The organism is Deinococcus indicus (assembly GCF_002198095.1).
Lineage (GTDB): Bacteria > Deinococcota > Deinococci > Deinococcales > Deinococcaceae > Deinococcus > Deinococcus caeni.
The window spans coordinates 58,269-75,000 of sequence record NZ_NHMK01000036.1 but is presented as its reverse complement, the minus strand read 5'-3'; the positions used below and the strand labels follow the sequence as shown (position 1 = coordinate 75,000).

General features: G+C 68.1%; 18 protein-coding genes (1 of these 18 running past the window's edge). 3 read left to right on the top strand and 15 right to left on the bottom strand.

Annotation, left to right across the window (positions count from 1 at the left end):
• Window positions 1-547, top strand: the 3' portion of a protein-coding gene (locus tag CBQ26_RS20315; RefSeq protein ID WP_373297213.1) for a phosphodiester glycosidase family protein. The gene continues 152 nt to the left of window position 1, outside the view; the window shows 547 of its 699 coding nt (coding positions 153-699); its start codon lies beyond the left edge, outside the window; the stop codon is at window positions 545-547.
• A gap of 69 nt (window positions 548-616) precedes the next feature.
• Here CBQ26_RS20315 and CBQ26_RS20310 read toward each other — a convergent pair whose 3' ends face one another.
• The 7 genes from CBQ26_RS20310 to CBQ26_RS20280 form a co-directional block, all read right to left on the bottom strand.
• Window positions 617-3,022, bottom strand: a complete 2,406-nt coding sequence (locus CBQ26_RS20310; protein ID WP_088250418.1) for a DUF937 domain-containing protein — start codon at window positions 3,020-3,022, stop codon at window positions 617-619.
• Window positions 3,023-3,265: 243 nt separating this feature from the next.
• Window positions 3,266-3,844, bottom strand: coding sequence for a dihydrofolate reductase family protein (locus CBQ26_RS20305; protein ID WP_088250417.1), 579 nt, complete (start codon window positions 3,842-3,844; stop codon window positions 3,266-3,268).
• Window positions 3,845-3,914: 70 nt separating this feature from the next.
• A complete protein-coding gene (locus CBQ26_RS20300; protein WP_088250430.1) occupies window positions 3,915-4,982 on the bottom strand; it encodes an FtsW/RodA/SpoVE family cell cycle protein in 1,068 nt (355 codons plus the stop codon).
• A 175-nt stretch (window positions 4,983-5,157) separates the two neighbouring features.
• Window positions 5,158-6,087 (bottom strand): ABC transporter permease, encoded by a 930-nt coding sequence (locus CBQ26_RS20295; protein WP_088250416.1) that lies wholly within the window; start codon window positions 6,085-6,087, stop codon window positions 5,158-5,160.
• Window positions 6,088-6,099: 12 nt separating this feature from the next.
• Window positions 6,100-7,095, bottom strand: a complete 996-nt coding sequence (locus tag CBQ26_RS20290) for an ABC transporter permease (RefSeq protein ID WP_088250415.1) — start codon at window positions 7,093-7,095, stop codon at window positions 6,100-6,102.
• Between the two features lie 102 nt (window positions 7,096-7,197).
• The gene (locus CBQ26_RS20285) at window positions 7,198-8,955 is read right to left on the bottom strand and encodes a peptide ABC transporter substrate-binding protein (RefSeq protein WP_088250429.1); all 1,758 of its coding nucleotides are present in this window, start codon (window positions 8,953-8,955) and stop codon (window positions 7,198-7,200) included.
• Window positions 8,956-9,170: 215 nt separating this feature from the next.
• The gene (locus CBQ26_RS20280) at window positions 9,171-9,593 is read right to left on the bottom strand and encodes a HesB/IscA family protein (protein ID WP_088250414.1); all 423 of its coding nucleotides are present in this window, start codon (window positions 9,591-9,593) and stop codon (window positions 9,171-9,173) included.
• Between the two features lie 139 nt (window positions 9,594-9,732).
• Here CBQ26_RS20280 and CBQ26_RS20275 point away from each other — a divergent pair, with 139 nt between their 5' ends.
• Window positions 9,733-9,984 carry a DdrH gene (locus CBQ26_RS20275; protein WP_078304876.1) on the top strand — a complete coding sequence of 84 codons (252 nt, stop codon included), beginning with the start codon at window positions 9,733-9,735 and terminating at the stop codon, window positions 9,982-9,984.
• Window positions 9,985-10,098: 114 nt separating this feature from the next.
• On the opposite strand, the gene CBQ26_RS20270 is transcribed toward CBQ26_RS20275, so the two are convergent.
• From CBQ26_RS20270 to CBQ26_RS20240, 7 genes are all read right to left on the bottom strand, one after another.
• A complete protein-coding gene (locus CBQ26_RS20270) occupies window positions 10,099-10,296 on the bottom strand; it encodes a hypothetical protein (protein WP_088250413.1) in 198 nt (65 codons plus the stop codon).
• 90 nt (window positions 10,297-10,386) lie between these two features.
• Complete coding sequence (locus CBQ26_RS20265; protein WP_088250412.1) at window positions 10,387-11,700, bottom strand: cytochrome b; 1,314 nt, start codon at window positions 11,698-11,700, stop codon at window positions 10,387-10,389.
• On the bottom strand, window positions 11,697-12,389 hold the full coding sequence (locus tag CBQ26_RS20260; RefSeq protein ID WP_088250411.1) for a QcrA and Rieske domain-containing protein: 693 nt from the start codon (window positions 12,387-12,389) through the stop codon (window positions 11,697-11,699). The genes CBQ26_RS20265 and CBQ26_RS20260 overlap by 4 nt, the downstream gene beginning before the upstream one ends.
• A 13-nt stretch (window positions 12,390-12,402) precedes the next feature.
• A complete protein-coding gene (locus CBQ26_RS20255; RefSeq protein WP_172418189.1) occupies window positions 12,403-13,260 on the bottom strand; it encodes a c-type cytochrome in 858 nt (285 codons plus the stop codon).
• A gap of 167 nt (window positions 13,261-13,427) precedes the next feature.
• Complete coding sequence (locus tag CBQ26_RS20250) at window positions 13,428-14,327, bottom strand: serine hydrolase (RefSeq protein ID WP_088250409.1); 900 nt, start codon at window positions 14,325-14,327, stop codon at window positions 13,428-13,430.
• 1 nt (window position 14,328) lies between these two features.
• Window positions 14,329-14,562 (bottom strand): hypothetical protein, encoded by a 234-nt coding sequence (locus tag CBQ26_RS20245; protein ID WP_088250408.1) that lies wholly within the window; start codon window positions 14,560-14,562, stop codon window positions 14,329-14,331.
• Window positions 14,559-15,203 carry a response regulator transcription factor gene (locus tag CBQ26_RS20240; RefSeq protein WP_055362301.1) on the bottom strand — a complete coding sequence of 215 codons (645 nt, stop codon included), beginning with the start codon at window positions 15,201-15,203 and terminating at the stop codon, window positions 14,559-14,561. The genes CBQ26_RS20245 and CBQ26_RS20240 overlap by 4 nt, the downstream gene beginning before the upstream one ends.
• 99 nt (window positions 15,204-15,302) lie before the next feature.
• Here CBQ26_RS20240 and CBQ26_RS20235 point away from each other — a divergent pair, with 99 nt between their 5' ends.
• The gene (locus CBQ26_RS20235) at window positions 15,303-15,782 is read left to right on the top strand and encodes a hypothetical protein (protein WP_229844362.1); all 480 of its coding nucleotides are present in this window, start codon (window positions 15,303-15,305) and stop codon (window positions 15,780-15,782) included.
• 37 nt (window positions 15,783-15,819) lie between these two features.
• Here CBQ26_RS20235 and CBQ26_RS20230 read toward each other — a convergent pair whose 3' ends face one another.
• A complete protein-coding gene (locus tag CBQ26_RS20230) occupies window positions 15,820-16,725 on the bottom strand; it encodes a DMT family transporter (RefSeq protein ID WP_088250407.1) in 906 nt (301 codons plus the stop codon).
• Between the last annotated feature and the right edge of the window lie 7 nt (window positions 16,726-16,732).

Sequence of the window (16,732 nt, the reverse complement as noted above, 5' to 3'; positions counted from 1 at the left end):
GTTCACCCAGTTGCAGGCGCGGCTGCGCAAGGAAGGCCGCCGCATGACCTTCGCCACCAACAGCGGCATCTACGCGCCGGGCCTCAGACCGCTGGGACTGCACGTCGAGAACGGGCGGACCCTGGTGCCGCTGAACATGGCCAGCCGGGGCGGGAACTTCGCGTTGCTGCCCAACGGCGTGTTCTGGGTGAAGGGCGCGCGGGCCGGGGTGACCGAGACGCGCCGGTACGCGGCGCTGAACGTGCAGCCGACCTTCGCCACGCAGTCCGGGCCGCTGCTGCTGCAGAACGGACAGGTGCATCCCGCGTTCAACCGCTCCGGGACGTCCTTCAAACTGCGCAGCGGTGTCGGCGTCTGCCGGGACGGCCGGGTCCGGTTCGCGGTCAGTGCCGGGCCCGTGAACTTCTACTCGTTCGCCGTGTTCTTCCGGGACACGCTGGGCTGCCCGGACGCCCTGTACCTGGACGGCAGCATCAGCGCGTACGCCACCGGCAGTCGCAGCACGCAGCTCGCGGACTTCGCGGGCATCTGGAGTGTCAGCCGCTGACCACCGCCCCCACCGGGAACGGCCGCCCGCCCCCGGAGTGGGAAGCAGGCGGCCGTCAGAGGGGCGAGTTCAGTTGCCGACGGTCAGGGTCACGCGGCTCAGAGGCTCGGCCGCCGCGTCACCGAGCGGGCGGACCTCGTAGGAGATGGTGCCGGCGCCGGGTTTGCTCTGGTAGCTCCAGCCGCAGGTGGCGTCCAGGGGGATGTCCTTGGTGCCGATGGTCCGGTCGCCGCGCTTGACGGTCACGCTGTACCCCTCACCCTGGCCCACGCCGCCGAAGCGGAAGGGTTCGCTGACGGTCTGCCCGTCCGTGATGCTGAGGGTGTAGTCCTTGGTGCAGTTCGCGGCGCTGGCGTTCGCGTCGGCCTCGGCGACCGTCGCGCTGACCGTGCCGAGTTCCGTGCCGTCCGGTCCCCGGACCGCGTAGCCGCGCTGCCCGGCGGCGGGGCTGGGCACGTCGAAGGTCCAGGTGCCGTCCTCGCCGACCGTGATCTTGCCGAGGCTGGTGCCGTCCTCGAACAGTTCGAGTTCCTCGCCGGGCGTGCCGGTGCCGTTCATGGTGAAGCCACCGGCCGGGAGTTGCGCGTCGGCGGCCGGGGCCGCGATCGTGAAGCCGCTGGTCCCCTCTCCAGTCACGGCTTCCCCGGTGGCCCCATCGTCAGTAGCCGCGTCGCCGGTGGCGGCGTCGGTCGTCCCGTCGGTGCTGGCGTCCGCTCCGGCGTCCGTGACGTTCACCTTGAATTCACTGCGGGCCGAGCCACCCTCGACGGTGTAGGTGTGCTCGCCCACGGTCGGGGCGGGCAGGTCGGCGCTCCAGTTGCCGTCCTCGCCGACGGTGGCGGTCGCCACCTCCTGACCCTCGTCCTGGATGGTCAGGGCCACGCCGGCGGGGCCGGTACCGCTCATGGTGAACGGCTCGGGCGGCAGGTTCGCGTCCGAGGACGGGTTGCTGACGAGGATGCTGGCCGCCGGATCGGTCGTCGTGGTGGCCGTCCCGGTCGTCGCGGCCGGCTGACGGTTCACCAGCCAGCAGCCGCCCAGCAGCAGCAGCGCCAGCAGCGGAATGATCCACCAGGGGAACCCGCCGCGCCGCTCGCGTTCCGGCGGGGCCGGGGGAACGGGGGTGACCGGCGCCGTCGTGACCGGCGCGGTCGTCACCGGAGCCGCAGGCACGCTGGCCCGCGCCGCCGCTCCGGCTGCACTGGCCGCCGCGACCCCCGCCGCGCCGCCCGCACCCAGGAGCGCGCCCAGGCTGCTGAGGCCCGTGGGGAGCAGACCGGCCAGACCGCCGCCCATGCCGCCCAGCAGGCCGCTGAGGCCCGCCGCACCCAGGTTCCCGGCGCGGGCGCGGCTTCCGAGGAGGGCCAGCACCAGCGGGGTCATCAGGGCCAGCAGCCGGCCGGCGCTGGCGCCACTGCCCCCCAGCGCCGTGCCCAGTCGGCCCGACAGGCCCTCGACGTTCCCGAACAGACCGCCCAGCAGGCCGCGTCCCTGACCCTCGATGCGGGCCGTTTCGGCGGCGTCGTTCAGGGTGGCGGTGTTCAGGTGACCGCTGCTGTCGGTCAGCGACTCGAACGGCCGCGCGAGATTCAGGAGGTCGGTCGCGCCGGCCTCGGTGCGGCCCTTCTGCACCAGGGCGTTCAGGACGAGCGGCAGCGCGGCCTGCGTGGCGCGGCGGCCCGCGTTACCGCTGAACCCGGCGGCCGCGCCGATACGCTCGGCTGCCTCGCCACTGAACTGCCCCCGGAGGAATTCCAGCATTCCCTCGGCGCTCAGGGCGCCGGCCGCTCCGGCCGCCGCCACCGCCGGGGTGGGGGACGGCGTCGCCATGGACGGCACGCCCACCGCCGGAGCCTGAATGTCCGGGACGTGGACGTGGTCGCGGGTGTGGTCGGTGTGGTCGGCCGCCTCTCCCTTGCCCAGACCGACGCTACTCCCCAGCCCAGCAGCACCCAGTCCAGCGGCACCCAGTCCTGCTGCGGCGCCGGCTCCCAGCAGGCCGCCCAGACCGCCCAGCGTGCCTTTCAGGCCGCCCAGCATGGAGGTGACGTTCCCGGCGTTCACGCCCCGCTGGCCCAGCAGGCTCAGCAGCAGCGGAAGCGCCATGCCCATCAGGTGCTGCGCCGGGCCGGTCGGAACGCCGGTCTGCTCGGCGACCGTCTGCGCGACCGCGCCGGAGCGGTTCCCCAGCAGCACCGGCCCGAGCAGCTCGCCGGCCTGCCGCAGGTTCTGCGCGCCGTCCGCAGCGCCCAGCGCCTCCTGAACACTCCCGAAACGGGGAAGGTTCTCGATGGCTTCCGCGATCTGGGCGGGGCCGCCGGGGGTGGCGGCGTGGTCGGCCAGGGCGTCGAGTTGCAGGGGCAGTCCGACCCCCAGGGCCCGCTGGGCGCTGGCGAGGTCCAGACCTGCGGCCTGACCGAGCCGCGCGGCTCCGTCGCCTCCGAAGAACGATTGAATCAAATCCGTGATGTTCATGACGCCTCCTGGGTGTGTGACGCGGCTGGGCCGGCGACCGGCAGGCCCTGACCGCCCCGCGCGCAGCCACGGCGGGCCGCGTTCGGACGGACAGGACTTCCGGCGCAAGTGTAAGTTATTTCACTTGAGGGTGACGACAGGATAAGAACGGACCTTACCGTAACATTCATGCCCGGCCCGCGCTGCGACGGCATCTTCACGCAGCCTGCCCCGGCGGTTCCCCCGGTGGGGGCAGCCCCCCGGTCAGGGCACGCGGCGGTCGTAGGTGCTCTGGACCAGACCGCTCGGGAACGCCTGCGTGCGCCGGTGCTTCCAGTGCAGGTCGGCGTCCAGCGGCCCGAACAGTGGGCGACCCTGCCCCAGCAGCACCGGCACGCGCGTCACGATCAGTTCGTCGATCAGCCCGGCCCGCAGGAACGCCTGCACGGTCTGCCCGCCATCCACGTACACCCCGGCCGGTTGCGCGCCGCCCGACAGCCGCGCCCGCAGCCCTGCCGCCAGTTCCTCGACCGGGCCGGAATGGACGCTCAGGTCCGGGCGGCCCGCCGGGAGGTCCGGGGCGCGCCACGTCCGGCTGAGCACCGTGACCTCGCGCCCCGCATACGGCCAGGGGTCGAAGTCCCGGACCGTCTCGAAGGTCGCGCGGCCCATCACGATCACCTGCACGCCCTCCATGAACGCCTCGAAGCCGTGGTCCTCGTCGGCGGGTGCGGGCACGCCCTCCGGGGCCGCGCCGGGCAGCCAGTCGAGTTCCCCGCCGGGCCGCGCGATGAACCCGTCGAGACTGACCGCCACGAACACCCGGAACGAGACGCCACTCACGCGGACACCCGCCCACGCGCGCGGGCCTGCACAGCCCCTCGGGTTACAGCCGCTCGGGTCGCAGCCCGCGTCATATCTGCCCCAGGTAACGGTCGCGGTACACCACGTACGCCAGTCCCAGCGTGCCGAGCGTACTGACCAGACTGCTCAGGCCGTAGCTGATCAGCGGCAGCGTGATTCCGGTCAGTGGCAGCACACTCAGGGCCGCGCCGATGTTCTCGATGACCTGGAAGCCGATCTGCCCCAGGATGCCCGCGAACAGCACCTGATCCTGCAGGCGGGGCGATTCGGCCGCCATGCCCGCCAGTCCCCAGAACAGCGCGCCGTACAGGACCAGCACGACCACGCCCCCCACGAACCCCTGTTCTTCCAGCCAGGTGGACACCGCAAAATCCGTGTGCGCCTCGGGCAGGAAGCCGTTGTGGGACTGACTGCCCTGCTTGTACCCCTTGCCCTGCAACCCGCCGCTGCCGACCGCGATGGTGCTCTGGATGACCTGATACCCGGCGCCGCGCGGATCCTGGTACGGGTCGAGGAAGATGGTCAGCCGCTTCTGCTGGTACGGTTCCAGGTTCGGATACAGCACGGTCGGCACCGCCACCCCGACGGCCAGGACGGCCAGCAGCGCGTGCCACACCGGGATGCGGGCGGCGAGCATCATCACGGCGAACATCACGCACAGCACCATCGCCCCGCCGAAATCCTGAATGACCACCAGTCCCAGCGCCGGCAGGAACACCGCCAGCACCCGCACGTACGTTCTGGCACCCTTGAACCCCTCGCGGAGCGTGACGGCCAGCATCAGGATCAACGCGAACTTCAGGATCTCCAGCGGCTGGAACTGCAACGGCCCGACCACGATCCAGTTGCGCTGCCCGTTCACCTCCTTGCCGATCACGAAGGTGCTGAGCTGCATCAGCAGCGCCAGTCCGTACAGGTACGGCGCGGCGCGGTAGATGCGGTCACGGCCCGCCCACCACAGCAGCGCGATGGGCACGGCGGCCAGCGCGACGCCCATCAGCTGCTTGTTGAAGACCCCGCTCGACGCGCGCGGCGACAGGGCGGCGGTACTGACGGTCATCAGGCCCACGACCAGCAGGGCCGCAATCACCACGGGAAAACGCAGGTCGTACTTCAAGGGCAGCTCCGGCAGGCAGGAAAACACGTCACCCCCACAGGCTACGACCTGCCGGGGTGACGTGGATGGGAACGTGGAACGGCTGGGAGTGCAGACGGTACCTACGGGAATTGCTTTTCTCGCTGGCCCCGTCCGGAGGGAACGGTCTGGGCGGACCATTCCACCGGAATCCGTCTTACAGGCGGCTCTTGGGATCGAAGGCGTCACGCAGGCCGTCACCCAGGAAGTTGAAGGACAGCACGGTGATCAGAATCGCCAGACCGGGCCAGAACGCCAGGTAGGGGTGTTCCAGCACGACCTCGTTCGCGTTGGACAGCATGTTGCCCCAGGTGCTGACCGGCGGCTGGATGCCGAAGCCCAGGAACGACAGGGCCGCCTCGCCCAGGATCGCGCCGCCGACCGCCAGGGTGCCGTTCACGATGATCACAGCCACCACGTTCGGCACGAGGTGACGGAACATGATGCGGGCGTTGCGGGCGCCCAGGGCGCGGGCGGCGTCCACGTACTCCAGGTTCTTGAGTTTCAGGACCTCGCCGCGCACGAGGCGGGCGGTGCCCATCCAGCCGAAGAAGGTGAAGATCCCGATGATGATGAACACGCTGGCGTTCGGGGTCTGGCGCAGCGCCACGATGGCCGGGGCGTCACTGGCGAGCAGCAGGGCGCTGAGGGTCAGCAGCAGCGGCAGTTCCGGGATGGACAGCATCAGTTCGATGAAGCGGCTGATGGCCGTGTCGACCAGTCCGCCCAGGAAGCCGGACAGCAGGCCCATGATGGTGCCCAGCCCGACGCTGAAGATCGCGACCGTGAAGCCCACGATCAGGCTGACGCGGCTGCCGTAGATGATGCGCGACAGCATGTCGCGGCCCAGGCTGTCCTGGCCCAGCAGGTGCTGGGAACTGGGCGGCGAGTAGATGCCTTCCAGGTCCTGGGCGTTCGGGTCGTACGGCGCGATCAGTGGCGCGAAGATCGCCATCAGGATCAGCGCGGCGATCACCGTCAGGCTGGCCATGGCGGCCTTGTGGCGGCGCAGGCGGCGCATGGCGATCTGCAGGGTCGAGCGGCTCTTGGCGGGCTGGGCGGCCGGGGTGGTTACAGCGGTGGTCATGGCAGCCGTCCTTTAGGAGTACCGGATCCGGGGATCGACGAGGGCGTAGGCGAGGTCGGTCAGCAGCTGGAACACGACGGTCAGCAGGGCCAGCATCATCAGGCAGACCATCACCACGTTGAAGTCCTTGGTGACCAGCGCGTCCAGGATGGCCTTGCCCATGCCGGGCCAGGAGAACACGGTCTCGGTGATGACGGCGCCGCCGAACAGACCGGGGATGCTCAGGCCCATGATGGTCACGATGGGCGTCACGGCGTTGCGCAGCGCGTGCTTGTACAGCACCCGGCGGTCCGCCAGTCCCTTGGCGCGGGCGGTACGCACGTAGTCCTGCGTGAGTGTCTCGAGCATGTTGGCGCGCATGAAGCGCATGGTCACGGCGATCTCGCGGAGCATCAGGACCATCAGCGGCAGCAGCAGGTACTTCAGTTTGTCCAGCGTCACGGCCAGCCACCCGGCTTCCGGGGGCACGTCGCCACCCAGACCGCCGGGCGGCAGGGACAGCAGGCCGCCCGTCAGTTGCGGCAGGGAAATCGCGAAGAAGTACAGGGCCAGCGCACCCACCCAGAACACCGGGGCGCTGACCGCCACGAACGCGAAGAAGGTCAGGACGTAATCCATCACCGAGTACTGCCGCACGGCGCTGAAGATGCCCAGCGGCACGGCGATCAGGGTGCTGATCACCAGGGCAGGCACGGTCAGCAGCAGCGTGTTCGGCAGGCGGTTCTGGAAGACGTACTCCAGCGCGGGAATCCCGAAGTCCTGCGAGTACCCGAAGTTACCGGTCACGGCCTGCTGCAGCCAGAAGAAGTAACGGGTGATCCACGGCTGGTCCAGGCCGTATGCGGCGCGCAGGCGGGCGATGTCCTCGGGGGTGATGTTGCTGTTGCCGAATACCAGCTGGTCCACCGGGTCGCCGGGTTGCAGGGCAGTCAGCCCGAAGATGACGAGGCTGATCACCAGCAGCAGCGGAATCATCTGAAGTGCGCGTCGTAGTGCGTAGGTTCCCATGTTCGAACTCCTGAAAAGACGGCGCGGGAGGGAAAGCGTGTATGCCTTCCCTCCCGCGCCCGGTGCAGGGCAGTCCATGCGTGATGGACCCGCCCGCAGGCGTTACTTCTGCTTGTACTCCTCGGCCACGCCCTTGCTGATCCAGCCGATCTTGGCGGCGTTCCAGCTGGGGTACAGGGTGTAGGCGCTGAAGGTGTAGTTCGCCAGTCCGGGGACCTTGGTGTACACGTTCACGCGGTAGTACAGGGGCAGGGCGGGCACTTCGCTGTTCCAGATGGCCTGCATGCGGTCGAACAGCTTGATGCGGTCGGCCTGGTTGAACTCGACCTGCGCCTGCTTCTGGAGCCTGTTGAACTCGGCGTTGTTCCAGCCGGGGTTGTTCTGGCCGGCGTAACCGTTGGCGGCGGTGGGGATGCCTTCACCCTTGAAGAGGTTGCCTTCCTCGAAGATGGGGTTGCCGGTCCAGGCGTACATGGCGAGGTCCCACTTGCCGGTCTCGCCCTTGCTCAGGAAGTCCGGCCCGAAGATGACGCTGGCGGGGTAGTTCTGGATGTTGACCTGCACGCCCACGGCCTTCCACTGGGCCTGCAGGATCTGCTGCACGCGCTCGCGGATGGTGTTGCCGGCGGTGGTGGAGAAGTTCAGGCTGAGCTTCTTGCCGCCCTTCTGCAGGATGCCGTCGCTGCCGGGCGTCCAGCCGAGCGCCGTGAACAGCTGCTTGGCGCGGGCGACGTTCAGGTTGTAGTCGTTGACGTCTTTCTTGTACAGCTTGCTGATGGGGTTGACCCAGCTGTTCGACACGGCCTGACGGCCCTGGAACAGCGCCTTGGTCAGTGCGTCACGGTCGATGGAGTACAGCAGCGCCTGACGCATGCGGGGATCGTCGAGGTCCAGGTCCTTGGAGCGCTGGCCGCGGGTGTTCACGTCGATGTGCTCCCAGACGGCGCCGGGCACGAAGTAGGTCTTGTACTTGCCGCGCTCGGTCTTGGCGAGGTCCACGCCCTGGTCGAAGGTCAGGCCGACGGCGCTGACGGCGTCGAGCTGCCCGGACAGGATGTTGACCTTCAGGGTGTTGGTGTTCGGGATGAAGCGGTACGTGATGGTCTGCACGTACTTGTCCTGATCCTTGGGGTGACCCCAGTAGTTGGCGTTGCGGGTCATGGTCAGGCTGTTGCCGCTGCGCCACGCGGTGGGCTTGAAGGGTCCGGCCACGACCTTGGGCAGGTTGCGGGCGGTGGTGTACGCGGAGATGAACTTCTTCCACTCCTCGTTGGTGACCTTGGCGTCCTTCTCGTTCTTGGTCTTGGCGTCGAAGGCGTTCCAGGCGGCGCCCATGACGTGGCTGGGAGCGAGGCCGGGGCTGGTCTGGTCGGCGAACAGGTAAGGCGGCTCGTAGGTGATGGTGAAGGTGTCGCTGTCAGCAGTGGTGATCTTGGCGCGGTTCCAGGGGGAACGGTCGGGCACCGGGACGCGGTCGTCGTTCATCAGGCGCAGCCAGAACTGGAAGTCGGCGATCTTGATGGGCGTGCCGTCGCTCCACTTGGCGTCCTTGCGGATGGTGTACGTGACCGAGTTGCGGATCACGTCGCCCTTGGCGTCCTTGACGATCTTGTAGTCGCCGTTGGCGATGCTGGGCACTCGCGTGGCGATGTCGGCGTAGGGTTCGCCGTCGTCGTCCAGGCCGATCAGGGCGGCGCCCATGTACCCGTTGACCTCGCTGGTGATGGCGAGGTTGTTGGTGTTCCAGGGGTCGTAGATGTTCGGTGGTTCCTGCGACGTACCGACGACGAGGCTGTTGTTAGCAGGTCCTGCGAGCGCGGCACCGAGGAGGAATGCAGTAAGGGCAAAGGTCTTTTTCATGATGGCCTCCCTGAACACTGGGCTGATGGTACTGCCCCTTTCCTTGAATGATGAGCGTCAGTATAAGGCCCATTAACCTGCCGTCAAGGGTGGTCGTGACCAGTTGAGCCGCCCCGCAGGCGCCGCGCCTTCATCTTTCGGGTGGGTTGGGGTGGACCGCACACAGCAGACGCCCCGGTCAACGGGGACCGGGGCGTGCAGGGGCAGGGTGGGGATCAGTGGCTGGAGCAGCCGCCCGAGCCTTCCCCGTCCGGGGACTGGCTGCCATCGGTACGGAACGAGGAGCCGCAGCCGCAGGCGGAGGTGGCGTTGGGGTTATGGACGGTGAAGCCGCCGCCCATCATGTTCTCGACGAAATCCACCTCGCTGCCACGCAGCAGCGGCAGGCTCATGCGGTCCACGAGCAGTTTCACACCGCGGTCCACCACGATCAGGTCGCCTTCCAGTTCACGGTCGTCGATCGCCATGCCGTACTGGTAGCCACTGCACCCGCCGCTCTTGATGAACACGCGCACGCCCGCGTTCTCCTTGCCACTGTTGGCCAGGATGGTCTGAGCCTTCTGCGCGCCGAATTCGCTGATGCTGATTTCACGGGCGGGCACGCCGCCGCTGGTGTCCTGGGTGGTGGTCGCGGTCATGCGTGAAGCGTAACACCATTCAGGCAATAAAAAGGTGCCTGGAAAGCAAAGTTCCCTCGTGCTCCGCTCCCGGCCCGCCGGCCTGAACGTCGCCATGTGGCTTACATTCCTTGAGCGTACCGGTGTTAAGATGAAGGGCATGACGAACCCGTATGCCGAGTGGTTCGAGCAGCTTCGCAGCGAGTACGGCGAGCAGCTCCGGGCCATGCCTCTCCCTGACGGCCTGCCGGAGCACCTGCGGACCCTGATCAACGCCAAGGACGAGGACGCCATCCAGTTCATGGTCAAACTCGCCTGGCAGTTCGGCGCGCAGGTCGGCTACGCCGCCGGCACCCGCCAGGGCGACACACCCGCCGCGAACATCCCCAGCACCCCCCGCGTTCAGGCCTGATACCAGCCGGGCATCCGGATCACCCACGAAGCACGCCGCCCCGCTCAGGAGGCGGCGTTCCTCATACGGACTCCGATTGAACGGACTTCACAGCCCACTCAATTGGAGTCCGTATCAGTGAAGCTCTGAACGGGGCGCGCTCCAGCAGCCGACCGCCGGGTCCGGGTCGGGCAGCAGGCCGCGCGCGATCAGTTCCTGCAGGGTCTCGCGGGCCAGTTCGGCCAGCAGGTCGGCCGGGGCGTCTGCGGGAAGCAGGTCAGCCAGACCCAGCTGGCGGGCACGCAGGCTCAGGTGACGGGCCAGTTCATCCATGCGTGACAGTCAAGCACGCCCACGCCGCCGGCCGCAAAAATCCGCCGCCCTGACTGGTATCAGGGCGGCGGTCAGTGCTGCGGAATCGGTTCAGTCGTCCGCGTGGGCGTGGGCCAGCGCGTCGCGTTCGTCGGCTTCACGCAGGGCGCGGATCATGCGCACGATGCCCAGCACGGCGAAGTAACTCACGATGGGCAGACCGATGGTCAGGATCCACAGGATCGCGTTGGCGTTCGCGGTGGTCAGCAGGCCACCCTGAATCAGTTCGATCTTGTAGCCCGCGACCGACAGCACGATCATCATGACCAGGAACGCCACGCCTGCCGCCAGCCGCACCGGGTGGTTGGTGGGGTTCTCGGCGTAGTACATGTTCTCCTTGCTGCGGTCCAGCATGGGAACCGCGAACATGGCGGCCATGATGATGCCGGGGAAGATCATCGCGCCCACGAACTCGGCGCTGATCACGCCACCCAGGACTTCCCACTCGAAGCCGGGAATGATGGCCAGGGCGCCGAAGACCCACAGCAGGTACCAGTCGGGCTTGATGGAGCTGATCGCCTGGGTGCTGGGCGGGCCGTAGTACTCGACCGAGTGCACGGGAATGAAGGCGCTGAACAGCACGACCAGACCGGTGAACAGCAGCACCAGCAGCAGCATGATGGGGGTCTGCTGGGTCATGAGCGGCACGCCCACGATCTTTTTGTACGCAAGGCGCTTGGCGTACTGCGGCTGGGTGTGCTTCTGCTTGATCATGATCAGCATGTGCGCGCCGGTCAGGGCCAGCAGGATGCCGGGCAGCAGCATGATGTGGTAGCCGTAGATGCGCGGGATGATGCCGTCACCGGGGAAGCGGCCCGCGAAGGCGGCCTGCGCGGCCCAGTCGCCGATCCAGGGCACCGACTTGGTGATCGCGTAGATGACCTTCACGGTGTTGTAGGCGTAGTTGTCGTAGGGGAGGATGTAGCCGGTCACGGCGGTCAGGGACGCGAAGATCAGCAGTAGCATCCCGATCCACCAGTTGATCTCGCGGGGTTTCTTGAAGGCGCCCGTGAAGTAGATGCGCATCATGTGAATGACGGCGGCCGCCACCATGATGTTCGCCATCCAGTGGTGGATGCGGCGCAGCATGTCCCCGAAGGGCATGGCGTTGATCTTGAGGGCCGAGTGGTACGCGGCCGGCACGAGGTTCGGGTTGGCCTTGGTGCCGGGGTCGAAGGAGTTCACGACCAGCGAGTTGCTGGGCTCGTACGACAGCGCCAGCAGAATGCCGGTCAGGATCAGGACGATCAGGCTGAACAGCGTGATCTCACCCAGGAAGAACGAGTGATGCACGGGGAAGGCCTTGCGCAGGAACTTGTCGTTCAGGCGCGAGATGTGCAGACGGTCATCCAGCCACTGGTTCATCCGAGGATCTCCTTGACCTGCTCGAGATAGGTTTCCCAGTCAGCTTCGTTCAGGAAGCCGAAAGGCGCCGTGACGAACGTGTCCTTCAGGACGAGCTGATCACCCTTCATTTCGACCGGAACCTGGGGCATGGAACGGGGGGGCGGCCCACCGATCACCTTGCATCCCTGGAGCAGGTCGTACTGACCCGAGTGGCAACCGCAGAACAGCTTGGTGGCGTCGTTGGGGTCGTTAGGGACCGGGCAGCCGGCGTGAGTGCAGATGCTCGAGTACACGACCACGCCCTGATCGGTGATGCCGTCCAGTTCGAGAACCACGTGGGCGTGCCCTCCTTCTTCAGGCGCCTTGAAGCGGTCTTTCTCGAACCGGAAGACGGCCAGCTGGTTGTTCGGTTCGGCCTTGCGGATAACGTTGTTGCCGTCCTTGTCCTTGCCCATCGGCCATGCGGACACGCCCTGCTCGCTCAGTTCCGACATCTTGATCGGCTGGCCTTCCTTGCTGGCGTCGGCGTGCACCAGGATGTCGCCGGGCTGCGGGGGGGCCTTGTCGGGCGTGAGGCGGAAGGCGGGTTTGGCGGCGCCCAGCGTGGTGACCAGGCTGACCGTTCCGACGGCCGCGCCGGCACCAAGGGCCGCGTTGATGAACTTACGGCGGGTGATTTCAGGGTCCTGCTTCTTGTAACGCGTCATATCAGTCTCTCCGTTACCAGGGGAATTCGCCGCTGGCGTCCTCGACGAGAACCTCGCCGTCCATGAAGTACTTCTTGTACAGCGCCACGCTGGCGGCCAGGGACAGCAGGATCATGGCGGCGTAGAAGCCTTCGGCGGTCACGTTGGGCATGACCGGTTCGGCGGCGGCCCATCCGGCGAAGTCTGTGATCATCTGCCGCACGAACAGCACGCTGAACAGCACGGTCATGGCGATGCTGGTGATCATGGCGAGCGTCGCCACAGGCGTGGAACGCACCTTGTGAATGCCGGGGTGCAGTTCCTGACCTTCGGCCCACACGCTGTACAGGCCGATCAGGCCGTAGGTGAGCAGGACCATCACGAAGGTGCCCAGGAAGATCTCGGGCAGTTTGATGTGGTCCGGCACGAAGCGGCTGCGGTTCTTGAGCACTTCGGGGTCGATCTTGCTCTGGCCTGCCGCGACGGTCGCGGGGGTCAGGGGTTCCTCGATCTTGTTTCCGAAGGAGTTCAGGACGTAGTTCGCGACGGCGTACACTTCGTTCTCGGCCAGCTGGGTCTGGGCGGGCATGGAGCCCTTGCCCTTCACGATGACCGTGTGCACGTACACGGGGTCCTGAACGATCTTCTCGTTGCCGGCCAGTGCGGGACCGACCCCACCCTGTGCTTGGGCGCCGTGACAGCCGGCGCAGGCGCCTTCGTAGACCGTTTTACCCACGGTGGGGTATTCCTTGCTGATGTTCGCCACGACCGCCGGGTCTACCACCACGGGTTCAGGTGCCGTTTCCTTGTTGAACAGGAACAGCAGAATGATCCACATGATGGCCGCACTTACGATGGCGACCCAGGGCATGACAGCGTCGTTTCTTTCCACGTTCCCTCTCCCTAAGCGTGAACTGGCCTGTTATTTCCCGCCGTGCGACGAATGGAAATCCTGCTTCGAGGTGGCCTAATGCGGGTCAGCATAGCACGCACCGAACACGCTCCCAGCCGCGCTTTGAGGTGCTGACCGCGAGACTTCGGCAGCCTTTATGGTGCTCCTTACCGAGCGGTTAAATGTCCCCCGGCCCGGTCGGCGGCCGGCACCTTCCCCAGGTCGGCCAGCAGCGGCCACAACGCCGCCGCCAGCGCCGTCACGTCCCGGTTTTCCGGGTGTTCGCGCGGGTCCCGGCCCCCCTCGCTGAGCAGGGCGACCACCAGCGGGCGCGGCGTGAAGATCACGCCCACGTCATGGTGCACGCCGGTCAGTTCGCCGCTCTTGCTGGCCACGCGATACAGCGGCTCGCCGTCCAGGTCGGCCGGAACGCCCCGGCCGATCAGGTCGCGGTACTGCTGGCGTTCCAGGATGCTCACGGCCAGGGCCGTGTGCGGCGGGTCCAGCAGGTCGCCGGCCAGCAGGAGCCGCAGCAACCGCGCCTGATCGGCTGCGGTGGTGGCGTTGCGTTCCCCGCGCCGCTGCGCCTCGTTGCGCTGGTAGGGCGGCAGTTGCAGTTTCCCGACCAGCCGAGTGCCGCTCAGGCCGTGTGCGCCCAGCCAGCGGTTGACGGCTTCCACGCCCAGCCGCCCGATGGTCAGGTTGGTGGCGGTGTTGTCACTGACGATGATCATCAGGGTCAGGACGTCCTGCCAGGACAGCGCCAGCCCGGCCCCCAGTTCGTGCAGCACCCCGGCCCCCGGCACGCGGTCGGCCGCCTGCAAGACCACCCGGTCCTCCAGACGCAGGTCGCCGCGCTGAGCATCCTGCAGGGCCATGACCAGCAGTGGCACCTTGATGGTGCTGGCCGCCGGGAACACCCGGTCCCCGTTCAGGGAGGCCAGGGCCTCGCCGTCCGGCGTGCCCACCCACAGTCCGACCGTGCCGGCGAACCCGGTCCCGCGCAGCGCCGCCTGGAAAGCGTTCAGCGCCCCGGCATCGTGGTCCTCTCCCCTGCCCCGCGTCATGTCAGTCCGGGAGGATCAGCCCGGCCAGCCCCGCGAACGGGTGCGCGGTCCCCACCGGGCGCAGCGTGCAGAAGGGCGGCCCGCCGTCCGGTTCGACGCGGTGCGGGCACTCCGGACATTCCGGGAACGCCTGATCGGTGTACGCGAGGTCCGGCTCGGTACTCTCGATCACCCATTCCCTGGCGCAGCCGGCGCGGAAGGTCACGGGCGCGGCCACCTTCGGACGGCGGCTCATTCGAGGTTCGCGATTCCCTCGCGGATGGCGTACAGCGCCGCCTGCGTGCGGTTGTTCAGTTGCAGTTTCGTGAAGATCTCGCTGAGGCGGTTGCGGACCGTCTTCTCGCTGATGTCCAGGCGCAGCGCGATGTCCTGGTTCGAGAAGCCCTGCGCCAGCAGTTTCAGGATCATGGTCTCGCGTTCGTTCAGGTCGGCGTGCTTCTCGCTGGGCAGTTCCTCACGCTTGTCACGGAAGTCGTCGAGGACGTTCTGGGCCATGTCGGCATCGAGCAGCGCCTCGCCTGCCGCGACCCGCCGGATCACGTCGAGCAGGGTGGTCGCGTCGGCGTCCTTCAGGACGTACCCGCGCGCGCCGGCCTTGACCGCCTCGAACACGTAGCGGTCCTGGCGGTACATGGTGATCATGATCACCCGCGCCGCCGGGTCGATCTCCAGGATGCTCTGCGTGGCCTTCACCCCGTCGAGTTCCGGCATCTGAATGTCCATCAGGATCACGTCCGGGTGGGTGTCGGCCGCGTAGCGGATCGCCTCGCGGCCGTTGGCGGCCTCCCCGATGACGCGCATCCCCTCGGATTCCAGCAGGCTGCGCAGTCCCTGACGGAACAGCGCGTGATCGTCCACGAGCAACACGCGAATCATGCCCGCAGTGTAGGCCAAGGGCACCCGCATGACAGGGCGAACGCCCCCAGGTCCGGAGTGCAGCAAAACTGTAAGCCCCGACCCGCTAGACTGACCGGCGTGATCACCTGGTTCGATGCCCTGCTCGTCACCCTCTGGGCCGTCCTGACCGCGCTGGGCGCCCGGCGCGGACTGGCCGGACTCGCCTGGGGCGCAGCGGGCGTCGCCGTGTGCTTCCTGGCGAACTCCCTGGGGGCCGGCGCGCCCGCCTCGCTGATCCTGGCGGCGCTGCTGGGCCTGGGCACGGCCGTCGCCATCAGCCGCCTGATTCCCGCGCCGCTGGAACAGCCCTGGCACCTGGGGGCCGGCGCGCTGGGCGGGTTCCTGCTGGGCGGCCTGCTGATCTCGGCGGTGTCGCTGGGCTTCCCGATGGACGTGAAGGTGGACGCCCGAGGCGCCCGCGCCACCTACCCGTCGGCCAGCCTGCCGCCCGCGCTGTACGACGCCGTGCGGAACTCGGCGCTACAGGGAAGCCTGCGCGGCGTCTGGAGTGGCGGCCCCGCCCTGAAGACCCTGCTGATTCCCGACCAGACCCGCTGAACCCCGCCGCGCGCTCCGGGCGCTGCGCGCCAGACGATCAGCTTGCCTGCGCGGCCGGTGTCTCGGGGTGCGGTTCGTCCGCGCGCTGACTGAGGACGGTCGCCACGACGACCAGCAGGCCGCCCAGCGCGCCGCGCAGACCGACCCGCTCGCCGATCAGCAGGAAACTGAACAGCGTGGCCGTGACCGGCTCCAACGCGTAGATCAGGCTGGCGTTCGCGGCGCTGACCGTCCGCTGCCCGACCGTCTGCATCAGGGTCGTGGCGGCCGTGGCGGCCACCCCCAGGTACAGCAGCGGCCACCACGCGCCGGCCGCCGGCCACAGCTGCCCCGGCGCCGACACCGCCGCCCACGCCCACGCCAGGACCGTGACCGTCAGCACCTGCACGAACGTGAACGGCAGCGCCGCGTGCCGGTGCGCCATGCGTTCCAGCGTCACGATGAACCCCGCGTACGTGACCGCGCAGGCCAGCGCCCAGGCGTCCCCGACCACCAGCGCGCCGCCCTCCCAGGACAGCAGGGCCAGCCCCGCCACGGCCAGCGGCAACGCCGTCCACAGCAGCGGCGGCATGCGGCGGCGCTGCGCGAACACCAGCCACACCGGCACCAGCACCACGCTGAGGGCCGTGAAGAACGCCGCGCGGTTGGCGCTGGTCGTCTGCAGGGCGATGGTCTGCGTGCCGTACCCGGCGATCAGCCACGCGCCCAGCACCGCGCCGTCCCGCCACAGTCCCGGCCCCCAGGGAGCGCGCGGCGTGGGGGTCGCCCGGCCCGGCCGCCACAGCAGCAGCGGCAGCAACGCCACCGCCGCGATCAGGAACCGCCACGCGATCAGCACCGCCGGGGGAAGCGTCTCCCCGAGCGTCTTGACGACCGCGAAGGTACTTCCCCACAGGCACGTCACCAGAACCAGTAGAACCACGCCACGCGCCTGAACCGACATGCCCGCG

Bases quoted from the DNA above. Each gene is read 5' to 3' on its own strand.
- CBQ26_RS20310 (WP_088250418.1), bottom strand. From the start codon at position 3,022: ATGAACATCACGGATTTGATTCAATCGTTCTTCGGAGGCGACGGAGCC.
- CBQ26_RS20295 (WP_088250416.1), bottom strand. From the start codon at position 6,087: ATGACCACCGCTGTAACCACCCCGGCCGCCCAGCCCGCCAAGAGCCGC.
- CBQ26_RS20290 (WP_088250415.1), bottom strand. From the start codon at position 7,095: ATGGGAACCTACGCACTACGACGCGCACTTCAGATGATTCCGCTGCTG.
- CBQ26_RS20285 (WP_088250429.1), bottom strand. From the start codon at position 8,955: ATGAAAAAGACCTTTGCCCTTACTGCATTCCTCCTCGGTGCCGCGCTC.
- CBQ26_RS20280 (WP_088250414.1), bottom strand. From the start codon at position 9,593: ATGACCGCGACCACCACCCAGGACACCAGCGGCGGCGTGCCCGCCCGT.
- CBQ26_RS20275 (WP_078304876.1), top strand. From the start codon at position 9,733: ATGACGAACCCGTATGCCGAGTGGTTCGAGCAGCTTCGCAGCGAGTAC.
- CBQ26_RS20270 (WP_088250413.1), bottom strand. From the start codon at position 10,296: ATGGATGAACTGGCCCGTCACCTGAGCCTGCGTGCCCGCCAGCTGGGT.
- CBQ26_RS20265 (WP_088250412.1), bottom strand. From the start codon at position 11,700: ATGAACCAGTGGCTGGATGACCGTCTGCACATCTCGCGCCTGAACGAC.
- CBQ26_RS20260 (WP_088250411.1), bottom strand. From the start codon at position 12,389: ATGACGCGTTACAAGAAGCAGGACCCTGAAATCACCCGCCGTAAGTTC.
- CBQ26_RS20250 (WP_088250409.1), bottom strand. From the start codon at position 14,327: ATGACGCGGGGCAGGGGAGAGGACCACGATGCCGGGGCGCTGAACGCT.
- CBQ26_RS20245 (WP_088250408.1), bottom strand. From the start codon at position 14,562: ATGAGCCGCCGTCCGAAGGTGGCCGCGCCCGTGACCTTCCGCGCCGGC.
- CBQ26_RS20240 (WP_055362301.1), bottom strand. From the start codon at position 15,203: ATGATTCGCGTGTTGCTCGTGGACGATCACGCGCTGTTCCGTCAGGGA.
- CBQ26_RS20230 (WP_088250407.1), bottom strand. From the start codon at position 16,725: ATGTCGGTTCAGGCGCGTGGCGTGGTTCTACTGGTTCTGGTGACGTGC.